Genomic DNA, 26,674 nt, shown 5'->3' with positions numbered 1-26,674 from the left:
CGACCGCTTGAGGGTCAGTTGGATCTTTTTTTAACACTAATTCCTCCTGAGACTCTACCTCTAGTACACCGAAGCTGTTTGCGAGGTGTTCTTGATGCCGTTGGCATCGTTCAATATGATATTGCCCCATGCCGTCGGCGTTTTCCAGTCGCTGCTGTTCACAAGGTCAAGCCATGCGTTTTCGCTGTTGTTGCCCGTCCAGGACCAGGCCAGATAGCCTATGCCTTTGGCTTGGGATTGCTTCATGACCTCATAAGGGTTAACGGTGGTGCCCAGATTGTTGTTGCCATTATTGTAGTTGTAGCCAAACTCGCCCACGATGACAGCCAGCCCCTTGTCCTTCATAGCTTGCAGCTCGGAGCCGATCTTGCTGGAATCATTGTAGTTGGCGTACATATGGACGGAGAACAGCAAATTATGGTTGGGATCATGCTGCAACAGCTCAACGCCATGGGCCTTAATCGGGGAAGCATATTGTCCCCAACCGGAGCCGTCGATCACAATCGTATTCGGCAGGCCTGCGTTGCGCAGCGTGGTGATGGCCGTTTTGTAAGCGTCCCGCCATGCGGCATCGGTGAGGTTGTGGTCACCCCACTCATTCGCGATATTCACGAGTACGTATTTCTGGTTATCGGCCAGTATCTTTTTCACCGCTGGTTGAGCAAAATAACGGGCCATATCGTTCAAACGATTGGCATCATTGCTGCCCGTAACATCGTGCAGTTCAACGACGGAAATCAGCTTGAGCTGTTTGGCACGGTTGATAATTTCCTCCAGTCTTTGTGCCGATCCATTCGTCTGCCACACAATGCGAACGGTGTTGGACTTCGTCGCTGCAATGGTATCCAATGCCTGATAGGCCTGTGTATCAAACCAGATATGAGGGTTATTCACTCCACGCATGACAAAGGTATTTCCGTTCGCATCCTTCAGACTGGTTCCGTTTACATAAAACCCCGAGGCTGCAAATGATGTACCTCCATTCAACAAACCCATGCCGGAACAAAGCAGAAGCACTACAGTGAATACCAATACTTTTTTGGCATATAACCGCCAATCTCTCACAAACCAACGCCTCCTCTTCTATAGTCAAGTTAATCCTATGTTGAAAATGCACATATATTACACCTGTTGTGATGCTGGAATAGTATATCGTTTCTTTTACATAGACTTCGGGTATTAATTGTCTAGTCACGCAATAGATTGACATAGGGGAAAAGGAGGTATGAGTATGTGGAAATGGGGCAAGAGGCTGTCAATACTAGCTTCGATACTTCTAATGGCGATTATTGTAAGCGCATGCAATAGGGATGACGCGCCAGGCAAGGTGAAGATTGAATTTTTCCAGAACAAGCCGGAGGCCAAGGGTTCCTTCGATAAGCTGATCTCCCGATTCAACCAGGAGCATCCCGTTATTGAAGTGATACAGGTGAATCCGCCGGAGGCAGAGACGGTACTATTGACCCGAGTGGTCAAAAATGATGTACCTGACATTGTGGGGCTTGGGGCCACGGATACCTATTCCATTTTGGCGCAGAGCGGTATTTTTACGGATCTAGCGAATACAGAATTGCCACGTACCGTGGACCCAATTTACCTCAAAATGCTTAAGGATGTGACCGGGGCCGATCCCGTGTACGGAATCCCTTATGCCGCCAATGCGAATGGTGTGATGTACAACAAAACACTTTTTAAGGAAATGGGATTACAGGTGCCCAAAACGTGGGACGAACTGATCGCAACGGCACAAAAGATCAAGGCCGTAGGCAAAATCCCGTTCTATTTTACATATAAAGATGATTGGCAGACGAACCTTCCCTTCAATGCACTTGGCCCGAATCTGGTGGGCATTGATTTTTTTCTGCAACGACGTGAAAATCAGGTCACCTTTCAGGACAAGTACCGCGAGGTGGCGGAGAAGCAGTTAGAGCTGCTGAAATACGGACATGGCGATAATTTTGGCAAAAACTATGCGGACGGGAACCGTGCCTTTGCTAATGGACAGGGGTTTATGTATATCCAGGGCTCATGGGCGATATCTGAAATCCGCAAGGCGAATCCGAAGGTGGAGCTTGGATTCTTCCCGTTACCAACAGGGAACGATGAACAGGCGGTCAAGCTGGTGTCTGGTATAGATACACTGTTAGCCGTTTCGGAGAGCACTCCGCATAAAAAAGAGGCCGAGGAGTTCATTGCCTTCCTGCTGAAGCCGGAGAACAGCAAGCAGTACATTACAGAGCAGACGCTGTTTTCAGCGGTGAAGGGAGTCACGCAGGATGACCCGAGTGTAGCGGAGCTGCTGCCGTATTTTAAATCCGGGCGTGTCATTGATTTTGCCGATCATTATATTCCGAAAGCCGTACAGTTAAACTCTATTGTGCAGGCCTTCCTGCAAAACGGAGGCATCGACGCTTATTTGGCGAAGCTGGACAGTGAATGGGATAAGGTAGCTAACCGCCGATAGGGGAGGAGGATAAGACATGAACAAGCGACTAACGGCTTTCTATTGGATGACCGTGCCGGCTGTCCTGTTGTTTTTTATATTTTTGACATTGCCTGCTTTGCAGGGCTTTTATTATTCGCTCACAAACTGGAACGGCTTTGGTCATCAATATCACTTTGTCGGGTTCAAAAACTATATCAACCTGTTTCAGGACGATAATGTGGGGAACGCATACTGGTTTACCTTCAAATTTGCCATTGTAGTTACGATTGCGATTAATGTCCTCAGTTTACTGATTGCGCTGGGGCTGAATGCTAAAATTCGGTTCCGTAACTTTTTCAGGGGTATTTATTTTCTGCCTAATATTTTGAGCGTGCTGATTGTCGGGTACATATTCAATTACTTGTTTTCGAACGTGTTTACGATTTGGGGGCGAAATTTAGGTATTACCTCATTGTCGACGAACATTTTGGGCAGCGAACAGTTGGCTTGGGTGGGGGTTGTGATCGTAGCTGTATGGCAGGGGATTGCCTTCAATACGATTCTGTATCTGGCCGGGCTGCAAACCATTCCAACAAGTCTGTATGAGGCTTCCAATCTGGACGGTGCAGGCAAGTGGCGTGAATTCTGGAGTATTACGTTTCCGCTGATTGCCCCGTTTTTTACGATCAATATGGTATTGGCGATGAAAAATTCTCTTATGGTGTTCGACCAAATCGTGGCCTTGACGAACGGAGGGCCGGGGCGGGCGACACAGTCGATATCACACTTGATCTATACAGGGGGCTTTAGAGGCGGGGAATTTGCTTATCAGTCGGCTAACTCTGTCATTTATTTTATTGTGATTGCGATGATTTCCATCTTGCAGCTGCGATTCCTCCAGAGAAGGGAGATGGATAACTGATGAGAACGAGCAGACATACCAACTGGCCTGTACTGCTTCTGGTGGCGTTGGGAACGATATTTATCCTGTTTCCCCTCTATATGACGGTGACGATTGCGCTTAAAAATCCCGAGCAGATGGCGTATTCTGCCTTTGCCTTTCCGACCGAGCTGCACTGGGAAAATTTTAGTCGTGCGGTGGACATGACCAACTTTTTCAGCGCTTTTCAGAATAGTGTGATGGTCACGACATCAACGGTAGTGCTGACGCTGTTGACCAATTCCATGGTCGCTTATGCGATTGCGCGTAATATGCAGCGACGCTTTTTTAAGGGATTATATTTTTATTTTGTGAGCGCGATGTTCATTCCGTTCCCGATCATTATGCTGCCGATTGTCAAATTGGCCTCGGGACTTCACATGACCAATCTGTTTGGTCTGATTATGCTGCATACGGTGTACGGGCTGGCGTTTAATGTGTTCGTCTATGTCGGCTATATCCGTTCCATTCCGGTGGCGCTGGAAGAAGCGGCTACGGTAGACGGGGCGACGACATGGGGCACGTTCTGGCGAATTATTTTTCCATTAATGGCACCGATCAGTGCTACCGTGGGGATTCTCACCTGCCTGTCCACTTATAACGACTTTCTGCTGCCGCTCATTATTATCAGCGACCCGGAGCAGTATACGCTGCCGCTCGTTCAGTATGTGTTCCAGGGACAGTTCAATACAGACTTCAATCTGGCCTTTGCCTCGTATCTGATGGCCTTGCTGCCGATGATTATCGTCTATCTGATGGCACAAAAATGGATCATCAACGGCGTTACGCAAGGCTCTGTGAAGTAGTGAGAATAGAATAACTCCAACCACATCGCAGCTTACTGGAAAAAATAAAGGTGTCCCATATACCGCAGCTCACACAGGTATATGGGACACTCTTTTTATAGGATTGCTATTTGGATGCTTCGCTTTGGGTCGTCAGAGGCTGTATGGGTACAGTAATCTCTGCTTCTGGTTCGTCCGTTGTATAGAAGAACATATAGATAGAAGCCTCGGTTCCCTTGAAATTCTTATAGACATCAACCGCTTTGTTAATGCCGTCCCCTGTAAAATTAGCCGAGATTGGTCTGCCCAAAATCCGTTCTTTACCCAGGCCAATATGAGTCTGGTTGATCCCGCCAAATCGAGCGTCCTCGCTTTCAGTTTCTACGAACAAGTCTGCCCCTTGCTTGTAGTAGGTCCACTTCACGGGATAACCGCCGATTTGTGTAGTTAGCGTCTGTTTTTGTTCAGAAATATCCGTTAAACGCTGCGGCGTTTTGTCATCCGAATGGATCGTAACCTTATATTTCCCTGTAAACGTAATCGGTGTGTCCTTGGTAATCACAAGATCAGAGGGTCGTTCAAAACGGATGGTGGTCAGATCAGGAGTGCTGCTGGGTGGTGACCATTTGTTACCCTCTAACGTTTTACCGTTCACGGAAAGGAAGTATTTTTGATAAGGGATATCGGCGAATTTCTTCTTGCCTCTGATCGTGAGACGGATTTGCGTAGGTGTGACAACCATCTGTTCCATTGTGAAATTCGGATTTCCTTTCTCCAGCGGGATATTCAGTGCTGACTTGATTGTTCCGCTTTCCATCCGCTTTTTGCTTAATTGCAGATCAAAATTTATCGGTTCATCTATACTTTTCTCGGTTTTGGCATATTGCAGCTTGTAAGTAATTTGCCCTTCCGGTATATGTTCCCGGGTAAAATATTGCTGTGCTGTATACTCCCCGTTATCTCCGGGTTTGCCAAAAGCCCCTCCAGGCTGCGACATCACAGGCTCTCCGCCTTTGTAGGCAATGATTTGCGGATTATCCCATCTCTTGGGTATCGACGAATCGAAGGTAATCGCCGAGGACAGCATCAGTTTATCCTTGCCTTGTTCAAATACCTGCACCTTCATATCTTGTAAACCGTCACGATTCAGTGTGAAAGTTTGTATTTTGGGAGATTGGGTATCAAGCGGTAAATCCAGCTCCTGTATGCTGTCAAGCTCTACATGTCCTACGGTCAGCCGCATGTTCTCTGTGTCCTGCTGCGGTGTCCAGTCACTTTCAAAGTACCCATTGTACCGTTGATTTTTCGGGTCCCATTGTTGAAAGTTATACTCCCCTTCACTGTTTTTCCCCGTGGCGTTTTTAAGTGATATGCCTTTGACATTCCAAAACTCGTTGTCTGCCCGTTTTCCGACCTCCAGGCTGTACAGGATCACGGTCCGGTTCTCATCGACAATAGCTGTATGCAGCGTCAGCTTCACACCGTCTCTGGTCACAGACTGCTCCAGTAGTTGCCCGAGGTCTTGATTTAGAGCTGTCTGAATGCCGCTTCTTCCGTGTAACAAATTGTCCCAATTATAATGGATGGCGGCATAGACGGGAACTGCAACCAGAAGTGCACTCAGAGAAGCGGTTATCGTTATTTTGCGCCAATTTTTGTGTCGGCGTGGAGCAATGGCTTCGGAATGGTCCGTCGTGGTAGGCGCAGTATACCCTGCCTGTTCCATACGGCTCCACATGTTCTCAAAATCGGGATAGGGAACTCCCGCATCATCATTTAGTTTATGCTTCAAGGTTTCTTCTATTTTGCTCATAGCTGTCTCCTTCCAACTCGGAAATCTGTACGCCTGCATCCCGCAGTATTCGCTCCATTAACCGAAGTCCTTTGTGCGTCCTTGATTTGACAGTCCCTAGTGGGATTGCCAGCAGCTCGGATATTTCCCCTAAAGTAAAATCATGCATATAGCGAAGTGTCAGCACAGCGCGGATTTTGGCCGGAAGACGATTCATATAAACAGCCCATTCCTCTGCGGCTTCGCGCTCCTCCACCAGCCTGTCTACAGGCTTGCTTTCGATCCCGGCAAATAAATGAGGATTAGCTGACACCTTCATATGCAAGCTGTTCCGGCGTTTAAGGTAATTCAGACAATGGTTTACTGTAATTTTCATAATCCAGGCTTTTAGGTGTTCGATGTGTTCACGATTGCTGCGAAATAGGGTGATAAACACTTCTTGTGTCAAATCTTCTGCATCCGACGGGTCATGAACCATATAGTAGCAGGTTCGATATACATCCCGTTGATACCTGTCAAACAACTCTCGATTGCTTTCCAATATTCGCTCTCCTTTCTTGTGCGGGTTATCTATATAACAACTGGAGCTCCAAAAAGGTTCATGGTTGAGGATTTTGCAAAAATCCACAAAGCGACGTGTAATCAGGAATATATAGATCGAAGTAATTTTATTCGTCTATATATTGTACCTTGGAGCGACTGGAATCGAATTTTGCAAAATCCTGTGTTGTGGAAAGTAAACGTTCGTGTTGACTGTATTTTGCTGTTCCTCAAATGTACCATGTTTTATCGAACGAAAAAGAAGCCTGTAAATCTCAAAAACGGCAGATTTACAGGCTTCTTACAATTTCCGAAGTTAGACACGAAGGAATGAACAGACCTTTACGTAGAACGTCATCGACAGATAGCTTGCGGACACACCTCCGCTTAGTCAGCCAGCCGCACGAGCGTTCTGCCCTGGGAGCGAGCCGCCAAGATGTCCTCCAGCGCGCTTGGTAGGTCAGCCAGCCCGATTTCGCGCTCGACGAGCTGCTCCAGTTGTTTCGGCTTCCAATCGCTGCCGAGCCGCTTCCAAATCGCTACGCGGGTTTCATAAGGGCAGAAGACGGAGTCTATGCCCAGCAGGCTGACACCGCGCAAAATAAACGGCAGCACTGTGGCAGGCAGCTTGGTGCCTGCCGTCAGACCGCTCACGGCTACGGAGCCGTTGTAGGCGACTTGGCTGAGCAGCGAAGCGAGCGGTTTTCCGCCTACGGGATCAATAGCCGCTTGCCAAAGCTGCTTGCTCAGCGGGCGGATGCTCTCCGCGCCGTCGTAGACCTCATCGCGGGAGATCACCTCAGCCGCTCCGAGCGCCTTGAGGTAGTCGTGCGCCTCGGCTTTGCCGCTGCTCGCTACGACGTGGTAGCCCCTCTTGCCCAGCAGGGCAATCGCGGCTCCGCCTACGCCCCCCGTTGCTCCGGTGACGAGCACCTTGCCCTGATCGGGTTTAACGCCGTTTTGCTCCAGCCGATGCAACGACAGGGCTGCGGTGAACCCGGCTGTCCCGTAAATCATGGCCTCTCTTGGTGTGAGTCCGTCCGGAAGCGGAACTACCCAGTCCGCAGGTACACGCGCATATTCGCTGAAGCCTCCGAATTGAGACACACCAAACCCGTATCCGGTAACGAGAACGGCTTGTCCTTCGCTGAAACGGTTATCCTCTGAAGAGACGACGGTTCCCGAGCAATCTATACCCGGCACAAACGGATAGGCTTTGACAATATTTCCATCCTTGCGGGCGGCAAGCCCGTCTTTATAATTGATGCTGGAATAAGCGACACGAATCAATACTTCTCCAGCAGGTAAACTGCCAGCCTCCAAAGAGCGTACCTCTGCTTGAACTTCACCGTCCTGTATCTGGTCGACGACTAGGGCTTGAAATGATTGAGTCATCTGTATAGCCTCCTTTATTGCAATATAAGCCTGTGACGGCAAACATTTTAGTATACTTCACAAATCATGCACAAGCAGTATACAATCATCCGCGCAGCCTGTCAGCGGCAATGCTCACAGGCCCATATTCTATGATATCCTTCTGCGTTTCAATAAAGTTCGATAATCAGTTGTGAAGAGGGTGATAAATGAAATCTTACGCATTTTGCAAATCATTTTACACAAACGGGATGTATTTTCAGAAAGACTGTGCTAACATACCCTTTGTTCGTTAAATAATTCTATGAAGAAAGGTGAATGAATGACAACCAGAGCACTAAAAAAAGGGTCGGTATTGTCCGAAGCAAAGGGACTGAATTTGTTCCATTTGACATGGCCCATTTTCCTTGAATTGTTCCTGTTTATGCTGATGGGCAGCGTCGATACGTTCATGATCAGTTCTGTATCTGATAACGCCGTGTCGGGTGTAGGTGCGTCCAACCAAATTATTTCAATTGCTATCCTTGTACTGGAGGTTATCGGCAACGGCGCTGCTATCGTCGTAGCTCAATATATCGGTTCTAAAAAGCTTGTGGAAGCGGCCCAGGTTACGGGTACGGCCATTACCTTGAATTTGATGGTAGGTCTTTTGCTTAGCGTGATTTTTCTTGTATTTGGTACTCATATGCTGCAATGGCTTAACGTCCAGGGAGATATTCTGGTTTATGCGGAATCCTATATGAGTATCGTCGGGGGTGCCATTTTCCTTCAGGCATTGATCAACGCGTTGGCGGCGACGATTCGTACACATGGTTTTACCAAGGAAACGATGTATGTATCCATGCTGATGAACGTGATTCACGTCATCGGTAACTATGTTTTGATTTTCGGACATTGGGGAATGCCTGCGCTCGGCGTAGAGGGGGCAGCTATTTCTACGGTAGGAAGCCGCTTTATTTGTCTCCTGATTTTCTTCTGGCTGATGTACCGCGTAACTGAGGTGCGGGTCGAGTGGAAATATTACGTCCAATTGTCCAAAAAGTTTATCGCTAAAATTTTGCGCATTGGTGTACCCTCCGCGCTGGAGTCCATCATGTATCAGTCGTGTCAGCTCATTTTCACACTGTACGTGACCTATCTGGGTGCAGAAGCGATGGCAACCCGTCAATATGCCAATAACATTTCGAGCTATATCTACTTGTTCAGTATGGCGGTTGGCATGGGTACAGCCATCGTGGTCGGAAGGCTGGTCGGAGCCAGACAGAAGGATACCGCTTATAAACGTGTAATGAGTAGTGTAAAATGGGCGCTTCTGGTGACTGTGATTATTGATGTGATTATTATCTTTTTCCGTGTGCCATTGCTCAGCCTGTTCACCGAAAACCCTGAGATTATTCGCTTGGGAGCGCAGGTGATTTTACTTAGCATTCTGTTGGAAACCGGTCGGACGACGAATATCGTTATTATTAACTCGTTGCGTGCTGCTGGAGATGCCAAGTTCCCGGTCTTTATAGGACTGATCTCCATGGTCTGCATGAGCTTGCCGCTCGGTTATCTGCTTGTGTTCAAGCTGGATATGGGACTTGCTGGTGTGTGGTTGGCGATTGCCGCAGATGAATGGACTCGTGCCTTCATTATGTATGCCCGCTGGAGAAGCCGTTTGTGGGAAAAGCATGCGCTGGTGGAGCACGATACACCGGATCAGCCAGCAACCCCGATTCCGGTACACTGATTCGAGGATCATTTATGATGATGTGGAGGTAGTTCAAGAGAGCATCTTGAACTGCCTCTTTTTGCTGCGCTGAGAGTAAATGGTAGTTTTATAATGGAAGCATCACATCCCCGGATTTCTACTCTGATCATAGGCTTAAATTCCAGAAATCCGGGAGCGGTGGCGATGGGAAGCACCATCCGTCTGCGCAGTGGCACGATAGGTAAGTTTTAAGTTCAGATTATATAATCATGGTATTCATAAATAGAAGTATGGTAAATTTACTAAAAAAAAGATATACTTTTGTTGCACTAATGCAGTGCATGCAGTACATGAGGGACAAGGAGCGTATTCATGAAGAAACCGACGATTGAAGATGTTGCCCAGAAGGCGGGAGTGTCTAAAAGCACCGTCTCGCAGTTTCTGAACAAACGATATAAATACATGAGCGACCAGACCAGAGACCGGATTGCCGAGGTCATTCGGGAATTAAATTATCAGCCCAACGGGCTGGCCCGCAGTTTAAAACAGAACCGGACGTTTATGGTGGGTGTCATTGTAGCCAACATTGATTACACGCTGTCGATCCAGTCCATTCGGGCTATTGAGGAGGAATTGCAGCGTTTTGGCATTCAGGTAATCATCTGTAACGCCGACGAAAACCCGGACAAGGAGAGACAGTATATTGAGATGCTCAAGGCTCGTCAGGTGGACGGATTGATTATTTTCCCGACAGGCAAGCATGCGGATATTTACAACCAGCTCATTCGTGAAAAGTACCCGTTGGTGTTTTTGGATCGTCTGGTAGATGGTGTGAACACGCGCAGCCTGTTGCTGGATAACGAAATGGCGGTCAAGCTGGCGATTCAGGAGCTGGTGGTCCATAAGCATGAGCGGATCGCGCTGATTACCCTGCCGCTGGGACTGAACCGGATTACTCCAAGGCTAGAGCGGTTGAGCGGGTACAAAAAGGCGCTGGAGGAGCGTGGCTTGCCCTTTCGGGAAGAGTACATGCGCAGTGTGTCGAAGGAGGATATCCAGCAGACGCTGGAGGAGCTATTTCAGTTGCCGGAGCCGCCGACTGCGCTGTTGGCCGGGAACGATATCGTGCTGGCAGAGGTACTGAAATATGTGAATGCCCGACGTATACGTATTCCGTCCGAGCTATCCATTATCGGAATTGACGATGCAGAGTTTGCGCATATTTACAATCCGCCGATTACGACCATTACGCAGCCGATTGCGGATATGGGAAAGCAGGCAGCGAAAACGTTGTTGTCCAGCATCGAGGAGGACGGCGAATCGGTTCCGATCATTTACCGCTTTGTACCTGATTTAAACCGGGGCGAGTCCGTCAAAACGTTGTAGGTGAACTTCTAATACCACATTATAAAAAAATAACCCGTATTCCTGTCTGCGTTATAAGCCTGCATATACTTGCTCAGGCCGCGCATAAGTGAATACGGGTTATTTGAGTTATATCCAAAGCTTCCTAGCTCACCCTTGTTGAGCTTGCGGAACCAGCGCTGAAGGAAAAGGCAAGGTAAGAAACCTGCCTAATTCGTGCTGGCGCTGAGCAAAAAGGACTCCAGCTCCGATCGCGTAGGATAGCCGTCCATGTCTCCGGCTGACATGACAGCCAGCGCGCCAAGGGCGTTGCCGCGCTTGACCGCTTCGGCCAGGGGCAAGCCCTCCAGCAGTGCGCTGATGACGCCAGCGGCAAAGCCGTCGCCCGCCCCAACGGTATCGACGACATGCTCCACTCGGAAGCGTTTCACATATCCTTCTGCATCGGCGGATTTATAATACGCGCCTTCCGTCCCCAGCTTGATGATGACCAGCGAAGTACCGCGGTCAAGGTAGAAGGAAGCGATATCCTCAGGTGAGGTGTAGCCTGTCAATATTTTACCTTCATGAATGCCTGGCAGGAGCCAGTCGCAACCCTCAGATGCCTCGTTAATAGCCTCCACCATCGTTTGCGTATCAGGCCATAACTTGGGTCTAAGGTTCGGATCAAAGGAGACGGTTTTCCCTGCCTTTTTCATAAACTGCCGCGCATGTCGTGCGAAGTCACGACACTCGGGAGACAGGGCGACAGAAATACCTGTAAAGTGCAGGTGGCGTGCCCCGGCAAAGTATGCCTCGTTAAAATCGGCGATGCTTAACGTGGAAGCGGCAGAGTGTCTGCGAAAATACTCGACCTCCGGGTCTCCACTGGTGACTTTGGATTTAATCAGCATCCCGGTAGAGTAGTCTTTGGTAAACATGACGTTCTGGGTGTCGATCCCCTCCTGACGTAGCGCCCCGGCAATGAATTTGCCGAATGCATCCTCACCTAGTTTGGTCACGAGTCCCGCCCGTAGCCCCAATCGTGCCAAACCGGCCGAAACATTTGTCTCCGCCCCGGCCAGCGCTTTGGTGAACGAACGCACCTCATCCAGAGAGCCTGCTTCATTGGCATAAAACATGGCCATCGGTTCTCCGAAGGTAACAGCATCCAATGTTGCGGTCATTCAAAATTCCTCCTTTGTTTAGTAAACTAAATCTGTAAGCGCATGCACTAACTGAATAAATTGAAATTATCACATAAATCGGTTTTTCACAATGAGGAAGTTGATATAATTGTTAAAAACTTTTTGGATAATGTAGATAAAAAAATATGAATTTGTTTATCAAACGGTAAAAAGAGTGTAAAAGTTCTTGAATATTAAGGATTTTTCAAGGAATGGTGAAGAATTGGGTTGACACCCCCATTGATAATTATTACAATTCTAGCTAAGAAGTAGAGTTAGAAACCGCTTTTATAACAATTCCATTGATAAAAAAGTTTATCTAAACAGGAGGAATGTTTTTATGGAAATGCGTTATTCAACTCATCCCGAACATGCCAAGCATTTTACGACTGAAGAGTTGCGTCAGCACTATTTGATACAGGAACTGTTTGTGCCTGAGGAAGTTAAGCTGGTTTATACGCATGAAGATCGTGTCATTATCGGGGGCATTCATCCCGTAAATAAATCCGTTGCGCTGGAAGGCAGCGATCAAATCAAGGCGGAAACCTTTTTGGAGCGCCGGGAACTGGGCATTTTTAATGTTGGAGGTAGCGGAACTGTAAAGGTAGACGGCGAAACCTACGAGTTGAACACGAAAGACTGTCTCTACGTAGGAAGAGGGGGCAAGGAGTTGATCTTTGAAAGCGATTCCAGCTCAAAACCTGCAAAATTTTACATTGTGTCGGCGCTGGCTCATACCACATATCCGACAGCGAAGCAGTCATTTGCCGATGTTCCGTCTGAAAGTCTGGGCGCGCAGGAAACAGCCAACAACCGCACCTTGCGTCGCTTTATCCATGATGAAGGCATTCAGAGCTGTCAGCTGGTAATGGGGATGACGACACTGGAAAACGGCAGTGTATGGAACTCCATGCCGACACATGTTCATGACCGTCGTATGGAAGTGTATTTCTACTTTGAGCTGGATGAGAACGCCAGAATGTTCCACATGATGGGTGAGCCGAACGAGACGCGCCATCTGGTGATGAAGAATGATGAAGCGGTTATTTCGCCACCTTGGTCTATCCACTGTGGTGCGGCTACTGGCAGCTATACCTTCATTTGGGGCATGGCCGGCGAAAATAAAACGTACAAAGACATGGATCAGGTAGCCATGAGCGAGTTGCGTTAATCCGGCATATTGGAGCGGGGTACTTGCAAGCGGCTAATGGAACATAGCCATCCCATTCGTGGAAAGGATCAGGAACATGACGAAAAAGAAAGTTTTGGAGCATATCACTTCGGTTGGTGTTGTTGCAGTCATTCGGGGAAACACAGCGGAGGAAGCGTACCAAATGTCCAAAGCCTGTATTGAAGGCGGTTTGGACAATATTGAGCTTACGTTTACCACGCCGGATGCGGATCGGGCGATTCGCAGATTGAGAGACGAATTTAAGGATCGGGCTGTTATTGGTGCGGGAACTGTACTGGAGCCGCTGACAGCGAGAATTGCTATTTTGGCTGGAGCAGAGTTCGTGGTGAGTCCTTCTTTTGAAGAAGAGACGGCGAAGCTGTGCAATTTATACGCGATCCCCTATATGCCTGGTTGCATGACGCTGAATGAAATTAAGGAAGCGATGAAGCTGGGTAGTGATGTTGTGAAGCTGTTCCCCGGTAGCGCCATGGGTGCGGATTTTGTCAAGGCGGTCAAAGGGCCAATGCCCCATGTGCAAATTATGCCAACGGGCGGCGTCGATCTGGATAACATGGAAACATGGCTGCGCAACGGAAGTGTCGCAGTGGGCATCGGGGGGAACCTGACGGCTCCGGCCAAGGATGGCCGCTACGATCTGATTACAGAGAACGCCGCGCGTTATGTAGCTAAATATAAGGAAGTTCGTGCAGCGCTGTAAGATTCATTGAGGTGAGCATTTTGCATAAATCCTAAGGTATATGCTTTACACTAAAATATGATGGAGGCGTAAGTATGGGTCTGGATACTTTTTCGTTGGATTTTTTCAGTCTGAAAGGCAAGACGGCAATTGTAACGGGAGGCAACACGGGTTTGGGTCAGGGATATTCAGTAGCTTTGGCCAAAGCGGGCGCAGATCTGTTCATTGTAGCTAACAATGATGAGTATGAAGAAACAAGACGTTTACTGGAACCTACAGGTGTGAAGGTGGCTTTTTATCAAGCTGACCTGACGGAAAAAGCATCTATTAAGAAAATTGTAGAAGAATGCATCAAGGAATTTGGTAAAATTGATATTCTTGTAAACAATGCGGGGACAATCCGTCGCGCTCCTTTGCTGGAGTACAAAGATGAGGATTGGGACGCGGTGATGGAAATCAACCTGAATGCTGTCTATCACCTGAGTCAGGGAGTAGCAAAGGTGATGGTTGAGCAAAAAAGCGGGAAAATTATCAACGTCGCTTCCATGCTTGCTTTTCAGGGTGGAAAGTTCGTTCCGCCGTATACAGCAAGTAAGCATGCAGTAGCTGGCTTGACCAAGGCGTTTGCCAACGAGCTGGCGGTTCATAATGTTCAGATTAATGCGATTGCTCCTGGTTATATTGCTACGGCGAACACTGCTCCAATCCGTGCGGATGAGAGCCGCAATCAGGAAATTTTGTCCCGTATTCCTGCGGGTCGTTGGGGTGATCCGTCCGATTTGATGGGAGTTGTTGTTTTCCTCGCAAGTCAGGGCTCCGATTACATGAACGGTCATATTTTGGCAGTGGATGGCGGCTGGCTGGTACGTTAAGGTTAAGCGGCACTGGATGCATCTAAATCATGGACAGAAAGCTGCCTCAAAAGGAAAGCATCCTTTCAGGCAGCTTTTGTTTGTTTGGCTGTAGCTGTGGTTGTACGCTGAATTGAAGATTTGGAGTGCTACGCTTATCCGTCCTATGCATATGGCATAAATGCCATTATAATTTAATGAGATCAAAATTGCCTAGGCTCCAGCCGTACACTCGGTTGGAGCCTTTGAGCATAACACAGATAGATTGGAGAATGGAGAGATGAGTTCACAGCAACACCAACGAGCTTTGGTATACAAATCCTTGTGGCATGCCGGTCCTTGGGTGCTTGCCGCAGGAATCATTCTGGTAGGTGCCAATCTGCGTGCCTCTATTACCTCGGTAGGGCCACTTGTCGGCATGATTAAGGATTCCTTGCATATTTCGAATACACTGAGCGGCTTGTTAACGACATTACCGCTGCTGGCTTTTGCGCTGTTGTCGCCTTTTGTAGCTAATCTGTCGCGCCGCTTCGGGTCCGCCCGTGTCATTTTTGGGGCATTACTGCTGCTGACCGCAGGTATTGTAGTGCGTTCTACGCTAGGAGTGACTGCATTATTTGCCGGGACAGCCATGCTGGGACTGGCGATTGCAGTGTGTAATGTTTTGCTGCCCAGTCTGATCAAGGAAGAGTTCCCCCGCAATAGCGGACTGATGACTGGAGTATATTCAGTATCCATGAATGTGGTCGCTGCAACGGCATCGGGATTGAGCGTGCCTTTGGCTCTAAACGCAGGTTTGGGTTGGCGCGGTTCTTTGGGGATATGGAGTATTGTGGGCGTGGTGGGTATTTTACTCTGGGTTCCCCAGCTTCTCAAGACGCGCAAAACAGTCAATAAAGCGGCAGTGTCCGCCCGAACTGTGAGTGTGTATACATCGTCTTTGGCCTGGAAGGTGACGTTGTTTATGGGGCTGCAATCTGCCTTGTTCTACGTCCCTGCCGCATGGTTTCCCCAGATGATGGTTGGACAGGGAATGGATTCAGAGACTGCGGGATGGATGCTGTCCGTGCTGCAGTTTTCGCAAATGCCATTTACTTTTATTGTGCCTATTTGGGCAGCTCGGGTAAAGGATCAGCGAATACTGGTTCTGATTATGGCTGCCCTGTATTTTATTGGTCTGGGTGGATTTTTGCTGGGGGCTACGCAGTGGAGTGTAATTTGGGTGATTTGCATCGGTATAGCGGGTGGTTTTGCTTTTCCGCTCGTGATGATGTTCTTTAATTTGAGGACCCGAACACCGCAGCAGGCAGCGGAGCTGTCCGGTATGGCGCAATCCTTTGGCTATTTGCTGGCGGCGACGGGGCCGACACTGTTTGGCTATTTGCATGATGCTACACATGGCTGGACCATTCCGCTGCTGCTGCTTTTGTCCCTGAGCGTATTGCTTCTGCTTACAGGGCTTGGTGCAGCCAAGAAACGATATGTTGGAGGCGAGGTGGATGATCAGGCTGCAATTTGATGGAGACGGCTACAGTGTAATCTGTGGTACGGACCGTGTTACCCTGCTCGCTAAGGAGTTTGCGTTGCTGCGATTTCTGTACGATAACCGCAATCAGGTGTTTACCAGGGAACAACTGCTGGATCGTGTATGGCCGCTGGAATATCCGGTGGAGCGCACGGTCGACGATCATATCTATAGATTGCGCAAAAAGCTCAAGCCATGGACTGCTTTTCGTATTCATACGATCAGAGGGTATGGCTACAGCTTGACCCTTGCAGATGCACAACGACAGAATCATCCGTCCCTGCAAGATCAGGAGGTACAAGACGCTGTCCATGGACTATTTCGAAAATATCAGTTGCTCGGACAGGGGGATTCCATCGTGGCGCTGGCCGCCCAGCAGGAGCAGATGGGGTTCGCACTGTCTCCTTTTTATCAGATGTATACCCGGTTTGTGCAGGCCGATATATTGTGGTTTTTGGAACGGGAGGACTTTGCTCCTAAAGATCGACTTTACTGGATGTTACTGCTATATTTAGGTACAGCAGGGGTAACGGATCAAGGACTTGCTCTGTGTGAGCGGGCGCTTGCCAGTGGATTACTGTCCGCTGAGCAGGAGCGGGAATTGCGTATCCTCAACATCCTGGAGGCTTATGTGGAGAATGGACAACCTGAACGCACACAGGAGAGACTTCCGCTGGCTTTTGCAGTGATGGAGCGGGATGAGCTGGACAAATTTGTGATGCCTGTTGCGCTGATGGAAATGCACATGCATCTGACCGCCAACCGTATAGAGGAGGCTAGGGTACTATCCGTTCGATTGGAAGGGATGCTATCAGAGGCTCCGTATTTGCGGGAGCTGGGGCGTTATCGGATGATGCAGGGATTCATGCTCCTGCTTACCGGGGGAGTGGACGAGGCCGAGCGGCTATTGGATGAGGGGCTGAACACGCTTGATATGGCTAAACAGGAGCTGCTTAAAATCAAGGCAGTCTGTCAAATCCGCGGTTTTTTGAAGCGTTATGGTGCTTTTCCTGCGTTGGAAGAGAAATATGCTACTCAATATGAACGACTTGATCGGGACAATGGCTTAACGATGCATCGTTTGGCACTAAGGCGTTGGTTGGAGCAAACACTTTCTGCGATTTGATGTTTTTCACTGTCTGATTTTCCTCTGATATAGGCCCGTTAGAATGTTCTTATGCTACTAATGCAGAAAATGAGAGCAGGGTGAATAGGTATGGAGGAAAAAAAAGAATCAGAATCTACGCCCAGTATTTGGCGCAACGGCCGTTTTCGCCGGATGTTTGCGGCGCACACGGCTGCTTCCTTTGGCGATTGGTTTGATGCCATCGCTATTCAGGTGCTCGTCGCTTACCGCTGGGAAGCCGATCCCATGCTAATTGCGCTGATTCCGGTCGTGATGGCGCTGCCGGGTCTGCTGCTCGGTTCTATCGCAGGTACGTTAGCCGACCGGGTGCATAAGGCCCGGCTGATGATCGGCTGCGATGTCGTTGTTGCCTTGCTGACGCTGGCGATTCTCGCTGTTCCGGGCCCGGCGTGGCTGTTGCCTCTGCTGGGTTTGCGTGCGGCGGCTGGCGTGTTCCAAATGCCGTCACAGCAAGGCTTGACACGCACTGTAGTCGCCAGCGGCGACCTGTTTCGGGCAACCTCGCTGAATGGGCTGGTCAATCAGGCTTCCAAAGTGGCGGGGCCATTATTGGGAGCCATGACCTTGGTTGTGATGTCGCCCCAAGCGTGCATTATCCTTAATGCGCTGCTGCGCCTGTGCTCTGGTTTGGTGCTGTGGCCGCTGCGCGGAATCGGCCCCGTCCTCGACAACGTAGAGCAGCATGCGACTACTGCTGTGCTGCAAGGAACGCAGGATTCGCCAAGCAAGGCTGAGGCTGATGGAGCCGTTAATCGGAAGGAACACGTCGGTTCGTCCCATTTTTTCAGCCAATGGCGCGAGGGATGGGCTTTTCTGTGGCGTAGCCGGATGCTTATAAATACGCTTGTGTTCGGACTTTTCGGCATGATCGCCATCCTTATGATTGACTATCAGTTCCCGACGCTGCTGCGTGTGCTCGCTCCGGGTAACGAATCGCTGCTCGGCTGGCTGGTTTCAGCCATAGGCGCTGGTGCCGTCGTTTGTATGCTAGTGCTGAACCGTTTGAACCGGATAAGCGCGGGCTGGGGCCTCGGTGGAGGCTGTGTGCTGATTGGTGGAGCTATTGCTGCTCTGGGGTGGTCACAACCTGGCGTAGGATTACCCGTGCTGCTTATGTTTGGCGCCATGCTGGGCGTGGGCAATGGTTTGTACATCATCACCCAGAATTACATATTGCAAGCCGGAACTCCACCCGATATGGTAGGGCGCGTCTTCGGTATCCAAAGTACCGTGACCGGAGCGATCATGATCGTCTCACCGCTTATCGGGGGTGCAATGATTCGTCTGACGGGACCAGGCACTACCTTTGTCTGGATTGGAGTGACGATTGGGGCTTTGGGTTTAGTCGGACTCATGCTTCAATCCTTCATTTGGCGTGAGTCACCTGCTGATTTTAACAATTCTGCAGTAAAAAATGCCGACCCTGCGCAGCAGTAGCTGGCTTCCTTTTTTGAATAAATATTTCCAGAATGGGAGAATGATTATGACTCAAAAATCTTTGCACACAACACCAGTGGCACGGTTACTGGAGGGATCGCGGGTGTACCTGCGTCCGATTCATGTAGAGGACACCGAATTATACTATAATACGTTGTTTGATCAGGATGTGAGGAGGCTGACAGGCACACAGCGCAGCTTTACCAAGAATCAAATTGGTCGTTACATTGAATCCAAAGGGCAGGATACGTCCAGCCTTCTGCTGCTGATTGCCCTTCAGGAAGATGATCGTATCATCGGTGACATCGCCCTTCAGGATATGGATAGCCTGAACCGAAGTGCCAACATCCGCATTGCCATTAATGAACAGGGGAATATGGGAAAAGGCTACGGAACCGAAGCACTTGTTCTTATGCTTGATTATGGATTTGGTATCTGTAATCTGCATCGAATCGAGCTGAATGTGTATGATTTTAATGAACGGGCTATCCGCTGCTATGAAAAAATAGGCTTTCAACGTGAAGGCGTGCAACGGGACGCGTTATTTTATAATCATCAATACCATGACTCGATCCTGATGAGTATGCTGTCCTCTGAATACCGTGTCCGCTATGTAGAAAAAGCAAAGAACTGATTCAAAGCATTTACAGGGGTTTAATGAAAAGGTATAATAAAGGCATATTATGTGCAACTAACGTAGGTTACTGAACAACAACATAAAATGAAAATGATTACCGGAGGAGCCTGTCACCAAGGCTCCTCTTTGTCTTTTTTAAGGGGATCTGTAATTACGGGTTCCTTTTTTGTTGTGTTCAGGGCACGTCAGACACATATTTTGCGCAAAGTTTTAGCATTTTATCAATATTAGATGTCTACCATTTGCTGATTAAAGGAGGTATATGAGCCATGCAATTTATATTGTATCTTTTGCTGATTCTGCTGTTTACTAAAGTGGCTGGTGATCTGTCGGTAAGGCTCGGTCAGCCTTCGGTGCTAGGGAAGCTGATTGCCGGTATTGTACTGGGTCCGGCGGTATTGGGATGGGTTCAGGACAATACACTTATTCATGATATGTCTGAAATCGGAGTGCTGCTGCTGATGTTCATTGCTGGGCTAGAGACGGATCTGGATCAGCTTCGTCGTAACTGGAAACCTGCGGTAGCCGTAGCAGTCGGGGGAATTATTTTGCCGCTCATTTGCGGTTTTGCAGTCGGAGAAGCCTTTGGATTTTCGGTGCATGAAGGATGGTTTCTCGGAGTTATCCTGAGCGCTACTTCCGTCAGCATTACGGTGCAGGTGTTAAAGGATATGAACAAGCTTAACACCCGAGAAGGCTCGACGATTTTAGGCGCAGCGGTGTTGGATGATGTGCTTGTTGTGGTGCTGCTGGCAGTGCTGATGAGTATATTCGGGGTAGGAGGGGGAACCTCTCTGGGGCTTCTTGTCGGCAAAAAGCTTCTTTTCTTTGTCGTCGCTATATTCGGAGGTTGGTTTGTGGTTCCCTGGATCATGAAAATACTTGCTCCGCTCAAGGTGACAGAGGCCACCATTACCGCTGCTTTGATCATTTGCTTCGGGTTTGCGTATTTTGCAGATATGTTGGGTATGGCGGGCATTATCGGAGCCTTCGCTGCCGGGATTGCCATTTCGCAAACGAGCTTTAAGCATGTCGTGGAAGAAAAAGTGGAGCCTATCGCTTATTCCATCTTTGTCCCTGTGTTTTTTGTCAGCATTGGATTAAATGTCTCTTTCGAGGGTGTAGGGCAGCAGATCGGATTTGTCGTTGCATTGACACTGGTTGCAATGGTGACGAAGTTGATCGGTGGCGGGATCGGGGCGCGTCTGACCGGCTTTAATAACCGTTCTTCGCTCGCGATTGGCTCCGGTATGATATCTCGCGGCGAAGTCGCGCTTATTATCGCAGCTACCGGGCTGCAAACGGGTCTGCTGGCACAGCAATATTTTACATCCGTCATCATTGCTGTCATTCTGACGACTTTGGCTGCACCCCCAATCCTCAAGCTGTGTTTTAGCGATAAGAAGTCTTCCGGCCATGAGCAGAAGAAGGAAGCCGAGGCCTGATAATATAACTAGTCATACCTAAAAGACCCATCGGGTTCATATTCTCACAGTGTGTATGGAAAGTCCGATTTGTAGCAAAACCGGACTTTCCATGTCCTATGGGAAATGATCGAAGGGTCTTTTTCATTCGTGTATATTCGAATAATTGGCAGGGATTAGGACTCGGATACCACAGTGAAGCGTTGGTTCAGATGCTGTGGTTTCTCGATTTCGTCAATTACAGCCACCGCATAATCTTCATAGCTGACATAGCTTGTGCCTTTGGAATTGACTTGCAGCACATCTTTGCCAATTTTATAAGAGCCTGTGCGTTTGCCGAGAGCAAATTCAGCGGAAGGACTAATGAAAGTCCAGTTCAGATCGCTGGTTCCACGCAAAATTTCCAGGTTCTTTCCTTGATTATTAGCCGTTGGGTATACGAAATCCGGGAAACCGGGCGTGTCTTTTACCAACAAGGTTTGGGACTCATCTGTGAACAGGCTACCTGCGCCGCCCACAACAATCAGGCGAGTACCGGACACATTACGCAGTGCTTCAATCAGAACGTTACCTGCATCTACATGCAGATGCTCTTGACCGAGTGGAGCGGCAAAAGCGTTAACGACAACGTCAAAGCCTTTCAGGTCGTCTGTTTTCAGATCGAAAACGTCTTTTTGTACCACAGTCGCGCGGCTGTCTGTGACTTTGGCAGGGTCACGAACGATCGCCGTTACTTCATGGCCTCTGTCCAATGCCTCTTTAACAATGTTGCCTCCTGCTTTACCACTTGCACCAATAACTGCAATTTTCATAATAAATAGCCTCCTAATAAATATGATCTGGATGATTCGTCAGTTTGATCGTAAGCTCATCCTGTTCATTCACAAACTTGGATATGTAACTATTATAGTTACAAAATAAAATGAAAGTCAAGCCTTGTGCTGGGCATATGCCTAAAATGAAGCCGCTTCACGTTCGTTGAACAGAGTGATAATATAAAATTTGAAAGATTTGATCGACATTTTAGCTTAGGGATTTAAGGGGGGTATCCATGCCATTTCAGGGACAACGCATTTTGCCTGCTGCCAAGCACATGAAGCAGCTGGAGGGAATTTTGGACAGCTCCTATGAGTATGCGGTTTTTCTGGATACGCATGTAGCGCAGCTACGCAGCCTTTACCAGTTAGCCAGGAGTCGCAACAAGCAGATGCTATTGCATGCCGATCTGGTACAGGGCTTGAAGAATGATGAATATGCCGCTGAATATTTGTGTCAGGAGATTAAGCCGTTCGGTATTATTTCGACTCGATCTGGTGTGATTGCGACCGCCAAAAAGAAGGGGATTCTCGCTGTACAACGGGTATTCATGCTAGATACGATTGCGCTGGAAAAAAGCTACGCACTGGTGGAAAAAACGCGACCCGATTACATCGAGGTACTGCCCGGCGTTGTTCCGCCCATGATTACAGAGGTCAGTGAACGCACAGGGATTCCCATCTTGGCAGGAGGACTGATTCGTACCCCGGAGGATGTGGAAGCGGCTCTCGCCGCGGGAGCTACAGCAGTTACGACATCCAACAAACAGCTTTTTGAGCATTATAGGCAATAGCTAATAACCCCTTTTCACGGAGTACGGTGTGTGCTAGGATATAGTTAAGTTAATACCCGTCAGGAGACTTGGAGAGACCATGAACCGCTCGGCATGTGCCGTAGCGATGTTCGTGGTCTTTTTTTGTATTTTTGATGATAGGGTCGGTGGATGATTATAAAGCTGGAGGGATAGATGATGGGAGAACAGGGATTTGCTGCGCAGAAGAGAACGGCTGTTTTGGAGCATATGGGGCGTGAGCATTTTGATATTTTAATTATTGGCGGCGGCATTACAGGGGCAGGGATTGCGCTGGACGCCGCTGACCGCGGCTTGAAGACAGCTCTGGTCGAGATGCAGGATTTTGCAGCAGGCACATCCAGCCGATCCACGAAGCTGGTGCATGGCGGCCTTCGATATTTGAAGCAGTTTGAGGTTAAAATGGTAGCCGAGGTCGGGAAGGAGCGGGCAATTGTATTTGAAAATGGCCCGCATGTGACCACGCCAGAGCGTATGCTGCTTCCGTTTCACAAGGGAGGCACGTTTAACGCATTTACCACTTCTGTGGGACTGCTGGTATATGATTTTCTGGCCGGGGTTAAGCATAGCGAACGTCGCCGAATGCTGGATATTCGGGCTACGCTGGAGCGGGAGCCTTTGTTGAAGCGGGAAGGACTCAAGGGAAGCGGCAGCTATGTGGAGTATCGTACGGACGATGCCCGCTTGACGATTGAGGTTATGAAGGAGGCTGTTGCACGAGGGGCTTTGGCTGTAAATTACGCCAAGGCCGACAAGCTGCTGTATGATGATGGACGAATCAGCGGCGCGAGTGTAACGGATCGGGTAACGGGGCAACCTTTAGAAATCCGGGCTTCGCTAGTTATTAACGCTGCCGGACCGTGGGTGGATACGCTGCGGGAGATGGATCGGTCCAAAGAAGGCAAGGTGCTTCGTCTGACTAAAGGTGTCCATCTGGTGTTCGATGCCAAGCGATTCCCGCTCAGACAGGCCGTTTATTTTGATACACCGGATGGACGGATGGTATTCGCCATTCCCCGTGACGGGAAAACGTACGCAGGTACGACCGACACGGTATATGAAGGGGATACAGCTCATCCCCGAATGACCGCTGAAGATCGGACCTATGTGCTCCAAGCGATCAACGGTATGTTCCCTGATGTGAAGCTGACCGTCAAGGATGTGGAATCGAGCTGGGCAGGTGTACGGCCGCTCATTTATGAGGACGGCAAAAGCCCTTCGGAAATTTCGCGCAAGGATGAAATTTGGGAATCCCGTTCGGGCCTGATCACGATTGCGGGCGGCAAGCTGACAGGCTACCGGAAAATGTCCGAGCTGGTTGTAGACCGTGCGGTACGGGAGCTGGGGCGTTTGCATGGGCAGACCTTCCGGGCATGCCGCACCAGGCACATCCCGATCTCGGGCGGTAACGTAGGCGGCTCCGCCGGTTGGGATGCCTTCGTGAGCGGGCAAGCGGCAGCAGGTGCTGCGCTCGGATTGCCGCCAGAAACCACCAGAGCGTGGGCCACCCGCTACGGCTCCAATGCGGAGCGGCTGTTTGCCATAGCGGCACGCAGCATGAGGGAGGCCAGCGAGACGGAAGCGGCGCTGCCTGTGGAAATGCGTGTCCCGCTCCTGTATGCCATGGAGCAGGAAATGACGGTGACACCGTCTGATTTTTTCATACGCCGCACCGGAGCGTTGTTTTTTGAGATTGACGGAGTAAAGCGCTGGAAGCAGCCCGTCATTGCGCTGATGTCTGAGCATGCAGGCTGGAGCGCCGCGCAAGAGCGACAATATGCGGCAGAACTGGACGCTTATTTACGTGAAGCCGTGACACCTGTTGAAGAAGATGATAAACCCGGCGCTGTTAAAGCAATTTGATTGCATGAAAGATGAGGGGCCTTACTTCCAAATAGACGAAGAAGCTCCGTCCCACTACGGCTAGTGGAACGGAGCTTCTTCGTTTTGTATATCAGGGGCAGTGTCCATTTAATATCTTGCGCTTTACTGAGCTTACAGCATCAAGTGGAACAGGAACGGCGCAGCCGCCAAGGTAAAGAGGGCGGCGAGCACCATAGAGATGCTGGAAATAGTGCCCGTCAGCGAACTGAACTCGAACGCTTTGGAGGTACCTGTACCATGAGCTCCGGTACCGAGCAGTACACCGCGCGAAACTTCATTTTCGATATGGAACAGCTTCACGGTCATCGGACCGATAATGAGACCGCTCAATCCGGTTAAAATAACAAACACAGCCGTGACTGTCGGATTACCGCCAATCGTCTGTGAAACATTCATGGCAATCGGTGTCGTAATGGAGCGAGGAATCAGGCTGCTCATCAGCGAGGAATCCAGATGCATCCATTTGGCGAGTACCATGGAGGATATTACGGCTACGACTGAACCGGACAGCACGCTAAGTACGATTTGGGCCGCGTGTTTTTTCAGCACAGGGAAATATCGGTACAAAGGGACGGCAAATGCAATCGTGGCTGGTTGGAGCAGCATGGAGAGCAAGTGGGCACCCGAATTATAGGAACGGTAATTTATACCTGAAAGCGTCAAAACTAAAATAATAATGATCGGTGTAATGAGTAGTGGAGACATATACACCTTGGGGAGCGTGCGGTACATGCGTTTGGCCATCCAGTAAATAGCGAGCGTCAATACAATACATAGAAGACCGATCATGATGATTTGTGCTCCTTTCGTTTGCCGAGCAGACTGGCGATCATGCCCGTGCAGGCCATCACGAGAAAGGTACCAAGCAGTACGACCAGCATAATGCTCATCCCATCGTGCTCCAGCATCGGCCAATAATTCATAACGCCGACAGCGGAGGGAATAAAGAATAATAGCAGTTCGGCCAGCAGCCAGTTTGCGCCGATCTCAATCCAGCTTAGACGGAGCACGCCCGTTTGTAGCAGAATAAAGAGAATCAGCATGCCGATAATGCTACCGGGTACAGGCAGGTGGAGCCAGGAGACCACCGCGTTCAGGATGAGCGAAAAGGCCATCAGGACGGCGATCTGGAGGACACCGCGTATGAAGCTTTTCATATATAATGGCTCCTATCTATGAGTTCCGTTATTTTTCAAACTGTAATGAAATTTTACATCACAAGTTTTCATGAGTAAAATGCATATAAAGAATACGATGTATTCCATTTGTCTATGGAAGAAGGTGATGGGATGGATATCCGACATTTGCAGTATTTTTTGGAGGTCGCGCGCTTGCGCAGCTTTACGAAGGCGGCCCAGAGCATGTTCATTACACAGCCGACGATCAGCAAGACGATTAAAAGCCTAGAGGATGAATTGGGTGTCGCTTTGTTTGACCGGATCGGCAAAAGAATCGAGCTGACGGACGCGGGCAAGGTGATTGAGCTTCAGGCGCAAGCGATTGTGAAGTCCTTCCAGAGCTTGTCCTCCGAGCTGAGTGATTTGATGAACCTGAAAAAAGGGCACATCCGTATCGGTCTGCCCCCCATGGTCGGATCGAGCTTTTTTCCGCGTGTCATTGGGGAATTTCACAAGGCATATCCCGATGTGACCATTCAGCTATTTGAGGATGGGGCAAAAAAAGTAGAACAGGACGTAGGTGCGGGTGCACTGGATATCGGCGTCATTGTGCTGCCAGCGAGTGGGGATATATTCGAGACGTTTCTGTTCGTGGAGGAAAAGCTGAACTTGCTGGTTCATCCCACGCATGTACTGGCAGAACGTACAGAGGTACCGCTGGCAGCACTGGCGGAGGAATCATTTGTGCTGTTCCGCGAGGATTTTACACTGCATGATCGTATTATTGCAGAGTGTGTCCGGGCTGGCTTCCAGCCGCGTGTCGTCTATGAAAGCTCACAGTGGGACCTGATCAGCGAAATGGTTGCTGCGAACCTGGGGGTAGCGCTGCTGCCGGAAGCGATTTGCCGTGAACTTGATTCTGAACGATTGCGTGTTATTCCACTCGTTGATCCCGTCATTCCCTGGCATCTAGGGATGATCTGGCGAAAGGATCGGTATCTGTCCTTTGCCGCGAGAGAATGGATTACGTTTACGCAGGAACTACTGCGGACGGAGTACCGAAGAAAGTAGTA

The 26,674-nt window shown here is 49.2% G+C and carries 24 protein-coding genes; 16 read left to right on the top strand and 8 right to left on the bottom strand.

Annotation, left to right across the window (positions count from 1 at the left end; all coding sequences use genetic code 11):
• Nucleotides 1-60: 60 nt before the first annotated feature.
• Nucleotides 61-1,065, bottom strand: a complete 1,005-nt coding sequence (locus tag NST83_RS23895) for a cellulase family glycosylhydrolase (protein WP_342415905.1) — start codon at nucleotides 1,063-1,065, stop codon at nucleotides 61-63.
• A 166-nt stretch (nucleotides 1,066-1,231) separates the two neighbouring features.
• On the opposite strand from NST83_RS23895, the gene NST83_RS23890 reads away from it, so the two are divergent.
• Genes NST83_RS23890 through NST83_RS23880 form a run of 3 tightly spaced genes read left to right on the top strand, consistent with a single transcriptional unit; the run spans nucleotide 1,232 to nucleotide 4,171 of the window.
• Nucleotides 1,232-2,464: an extracellular solute-binding protein gene (locus tag NST83_RS23890; protein WP_342418033.1), complete on the top strand. Its 1,233-nt coding sequence runs from the start codon at nucleotides 1,232-1,234 to the stop codon at nucleotides 2,462-2,464.
• A gap of 16 nt (nucleotides 2,465-2,480) precedes the next feature.
• The gene (locus NST83_RS23885) at nucleotides 2,481-3,347 is read left to right on the top strand and encodes a sugar ABC transporter permease (protein WP_342415904.1); all 867 of its coding nucleotides are present in this window, start codon (nucleotides 2,481-2,483) and stop codon (nucleotides 3,345-3,347) included.
• Nucleotides 3,347-4,171, top strand: a complete 825-nt coding sequence (locus tag NST83_RS23880) for a carbohydrate ABC transporter permease (protein WP_342415903.1) — start codon at nucleotides 3,347-3,349, stop codon at nucleotides 4,169-4,171. Before NST83_RS23885 ends, NST83_RS23880 begins: the two co-directional genes overlap by 1 nt.
• A 106-nt stretch (nucleotides 4,172-4,277) precedes the next feature.
• On the opposite strand, the gene NST83_RS23875 is transcribed toward NST83_RS23880, so the two are convergent.
• The 3 genes from NST83_RS23875 to NST83_RS23865 form a co-directional block, all read right to left on the bottom strand.
• Nucleotides 4,278-5,963 carry a DUF4179 domain-containing protein gene (locus NST83_RS23875; RefSeq protein WP_342415902.1) on the bottom strand — a complete coding sequence of 562 codons (1,686 nt, stop codon included), beginning with the start codon at nucleotides 5,961-5,963 and terminating at the stop codon, nucleotides 4,278-4,280.
• Nucleotides 5,932-6,483, bottom strand: a complete 552-nt coding sequence (locus NST83_RS23870) for an RNA polymerase sigma factor (protein WP_137060730.1) — start codon at nucleotides 6,481-6,483, stop codon at nucleotides 5,932-5,934. The genes NST83_RS23875 and NST83_RS23870 overlap by 32 nt, the downstream gene beginning before the upstream one ends.
• Nucleotides 6,484-6,869: 386 nt before the next feature.
• Nucleotides 6,870-7,877 (bottom strand): acryloyl-CoA reductase, encoded by a 1,008-nt coding sequence (locus tag NST83_RS23865; protein ID WP_342415901.1) that lies wholly within the window; start codon nucleotides 7,875-7,877, stop codon nucleotides 6,870-6,872.
• A gap of 301 nt (nucleotides 7,878-8,178) precedes the next feature.
• On the opposite strand from NST83_RS23865, the gene NST83_RS23860 reads away from it, so the two are divergent.
• Both NST83_RS23860 and NST83_RS23855 read left to right on the top strand, forming a co-directional pair.
• Nucleotides 8,179-9,588 (top strand): MATE family efflux transporter, encoded by a 1,410-nt coding sequence (locus tag NST83_RS23860; RefSeq protein ID WP_342415900.1) that lies wholly within the window; start codon nucleotides 8,179-8,181, stop codon nucleotides 9,586-9,588.
• 333 nt (nucleotides 9,589-9,921) lie between these two features.
• Nucleotides 9,922-10,935 carry a LacI family DNA-binding transcriptional regulator gene (locus tag NST83_RS23855; protein WP_342415899.1) on the top strand — a complete coding sequence of 338 codons (1,014 nt, stop codon included), beginning with the start codon at nucleotides 9,922-9,924 and terminating at the stop codon, nucleotides 10,933-10,935.
• A 188-nt stretch (nucleotides 10,936-11,123) separates the two neighbouring features.
• Here the strand turns inward: NST83_RS23855 and NST83_RS23850 are convergent, their stop codons facing one another.
• A complete protein-coding gene (locus NST83_RS23850; protein WP_342415898.1) occupies nucleotides 11,124-12,080 on the bottom strand; it encodes a sugar kinase in 957 nt (318 codons plus the stop codon).
• A gap of 340 nt (nucleotides 12,081-12,420) precedes the next feature.
• Here NST83_RS23850 and kduI point away from each other — a divergent pair, with 340 nt between their 5' ends.
• The 8 genes from kduI to NST83_RS23810 all read left to right on the top strand — a co-directional run bounded on the left by kduI (nucleotide 12,421) and on the right by NST83_RS23810 (nucleotide 20,993).
• Nucleotides 12,421-13,251, top strand: a complete 831-nt coding sequence (kduI, locus tag NST83_RS23845) for a 5-dehydro-4-deoxy-D-glucuronate isomerase (RefSeq protein WP_137060725.1) — start codon at nucleotides 12,421-12,423, stop codon at nucleotides 13,249-13,251.
• Nucleotides 13,252-13,327: 76 nt separating this feature from the next.
• Complete coding sequence (locus NST83_RS23840) at nucleotides 13,328-13,972, top strand: bifunctional 2-keto-4-hydroxyglutarate aldolase/2-keto-3-deoxy-6-phosphogluconate aldolase (protein WP_137060724.1); 645 nt, start codon at nucleotides 13,328-13,330, stop codon at nucleotides 13,970-13,972.
• Between the two features lie 74 nt (nucleotides 13,973-14,046).
• Nucleotides 14,047-14,823 carry a 2-dehydro-3-deoxy-D-gluconate 5-dehydrogenase KduD gene (gene kduD, locus NST83_RS23835; RefSeq protein ID WP_342415897.1) on the top strand — a complete coding sequence of 259 codons (777 nt, stop codon included), beginning with the start codon at nucleotides 14,047-14,049 and terminating at the stop codon, nucleotides 14,821-14,823.
• A gap of 259 nt (nucleotides 14,824-15,082) precedes the next feature.
• The gene (locus NST83_RS23830) at nucleotides 15,083-16,321 is read left to right on the top strand and encodes an MFS transporter (protein ID WP_137060722.1); all 1,239 of its coding nucleotides are present in this window, start codon (nucleotides 15,083-15,085) and stop codon (nucleotides 16,319-16,321) included.
• The gene (locus NST83_RS23825) at nucleotides 16,302-17,453 is read left to right on the top strand and encodes a winged helix-turn-helix domain-containing protein (RefSeq protein ID WP_342415896.1); all 1,152 of its coding nucleotides are present in this window, start codon (nucleotides 16,302-16,304) and stop codon (nucleotides 17,451-17,453) included. The genes NST83_RS23830 and NST83_RS23825 overlap by 20 nt, the downstream gene beginning before the upstream one ends.
• A gap of 90 nt (nucleotides 17,454-17,543) precedes the next feature.
• The gene (locus tag NST83_RS23820; RefSeq protein ID WP_342415895.1) at nucleotides 17,544-18,911 is read left to right on the top strand and encodes an MFS transporter; all 1,368 of its coding nucleotides are present in this window, start codon (nucleotides 17,544-17,546) and stop codon (nucleotides 18,909-18,911) included.
• 46 nt (nucleotides 18,912-18,957) lie between these two features.
• Nucleotides 18,958-19,545: a GNAT family protein gene (locus tag NST83_RS23815; RefSeq protein WP_170970741.1), complete on the top strand. Its 588-nt coding sequence runs from the start codon at nucleotides 18,958-18,960 to the stop codon at nucleotides 19,543-19,545.
• Nucleotides 19,546-19,817: 272 nt separating this feature from the next.
• A complete protein-coding gene (locus NST83_RS23810; RefSeq protein WP_342415894.1) occupies nucleotides 19,818-20,993 on the top strand; it encodes a cation:proton antiporter in 1,176 nt (391 codons plus the stop codon).
• A gap of 155 nt (nucleotides 20,994-21,148) precedes the next feature.
• On the opposite strand, the gene NST83_RS23805 is transcribed toward NST83_RS23810, so the two are convergent.
• The gene (locus NST83_RS23805) at nucleotides 21,149-21,784 is read right to left on the bottom strand and encodes an NAD(P)-dependent oxidoreductase (protein WP_342415893.1); all 636 of its coding nucleotides are present in this window, start codon (nucleotides 21,782-21,784) and stop codon (nucleotides 21,149-21,151) included.
• A gap of 239 nt (nucleotides 21,785-22,023) precedes the next feature.
• Here NST83_RS23805 and NST83_RS23800 point away from each other — a divergent pair, with 239 nt between their 5' ends.
• Together NST83_RS23800 and NST83_RS23795 are read left to right on the top strand one after the other, a co-directional pair.
• A complete protein-coding gene (locus NST83_RS23800; protein ID WP_134912039.1) occupies nucleotides 22,024-22,581 on the top strand; it encodes a glycerol-3-phosphate responsive antiterminator in 558 nt (185 codons plus the stop codon).
• A gap of 177 nt (nucleotides 22,582-22,758) precedes the next feature.
• The gene (locus tag NST83_RS23795; RefSeq protein ID WP_342418032.1) at nucleotides 22,759-24,462 is read left to right on the top strand and encodes an FAD-dependent oxidoreductase; all 1,704 of its coding nucleotides are present in this window, start codon (nucleotides 22,759-22,761) and stop codon (nucleotides 24,460-24,462) included.
• 132 nt (nucleotides 24,463-24,594) lie between these two features.
• Here NST83_RS23795 and NST83_RS23790 read toward each other — a convergent pair whose 3' ends face one another.
• The gene (locus tag NST83_RS23790; RefSeq protein ID WP_137060715.1) at nucleotides 24,595-25,272 is read right to left on the bottom strand and encodes a CidB/LrgB family autolysis modulator; all 678 of its coding nucleotides are present in this window, start codon (nucleotides 25,270-25,272) and stop codon (nucleotides 24,595-24,597) included.
• The gene (locus tag NST83_RS23785) at nucleotides 25,269-25,640 is read right to left on the bottom strand and encodes a CidA/LrgA family holin-like protein (protein WP_137060714.1); all 372 of its coding nucleotides are present in this window, start codon (nucleotides 25,638-25,640) and stop codon (nucleotides 25,269-25,271) included. Before NST83_RS23785 ends, NST83_RS23790 begins: the two co-directional genes overlap by 4 nt.
• Before the next feature lie 132 nt (nucleotides 25,641-25,772).
• Between NST83_RS23785 and NST83_RS23780 the strand changes: the two genes are divergently transcribed.
• The gene (locus NST83_RS23780) at nucleotides 25,773-26,672 is read left to right on the top strand and encodes a LysR family transcriptional regulator (protein WP_342415892.1); all 900 of its coding nucleotides are present in this window, start codon (nucleotides 25,773-25,775) and stop codon (nucleotides 26,670-26,672) included.
• Nucleotides 26,673-26,674 lie beyond the last annotated feature (2 nt).

Source organism: Paenibacillus sp. FSL R10-2782, from assembly GCF_038592985.1.
In the GTDB taxonomy this organism is placed as follows: Bacteria; Bacillota; Bacilli; order Paenibacillales; family Paenibacillaceae; genus Paenibacillus; species Paenibacillus terrae_C.
Note: the sequence above shows the minus strand (reverse complement) of the source record. Positions and strands in the feature narration are given on the sequence as shown.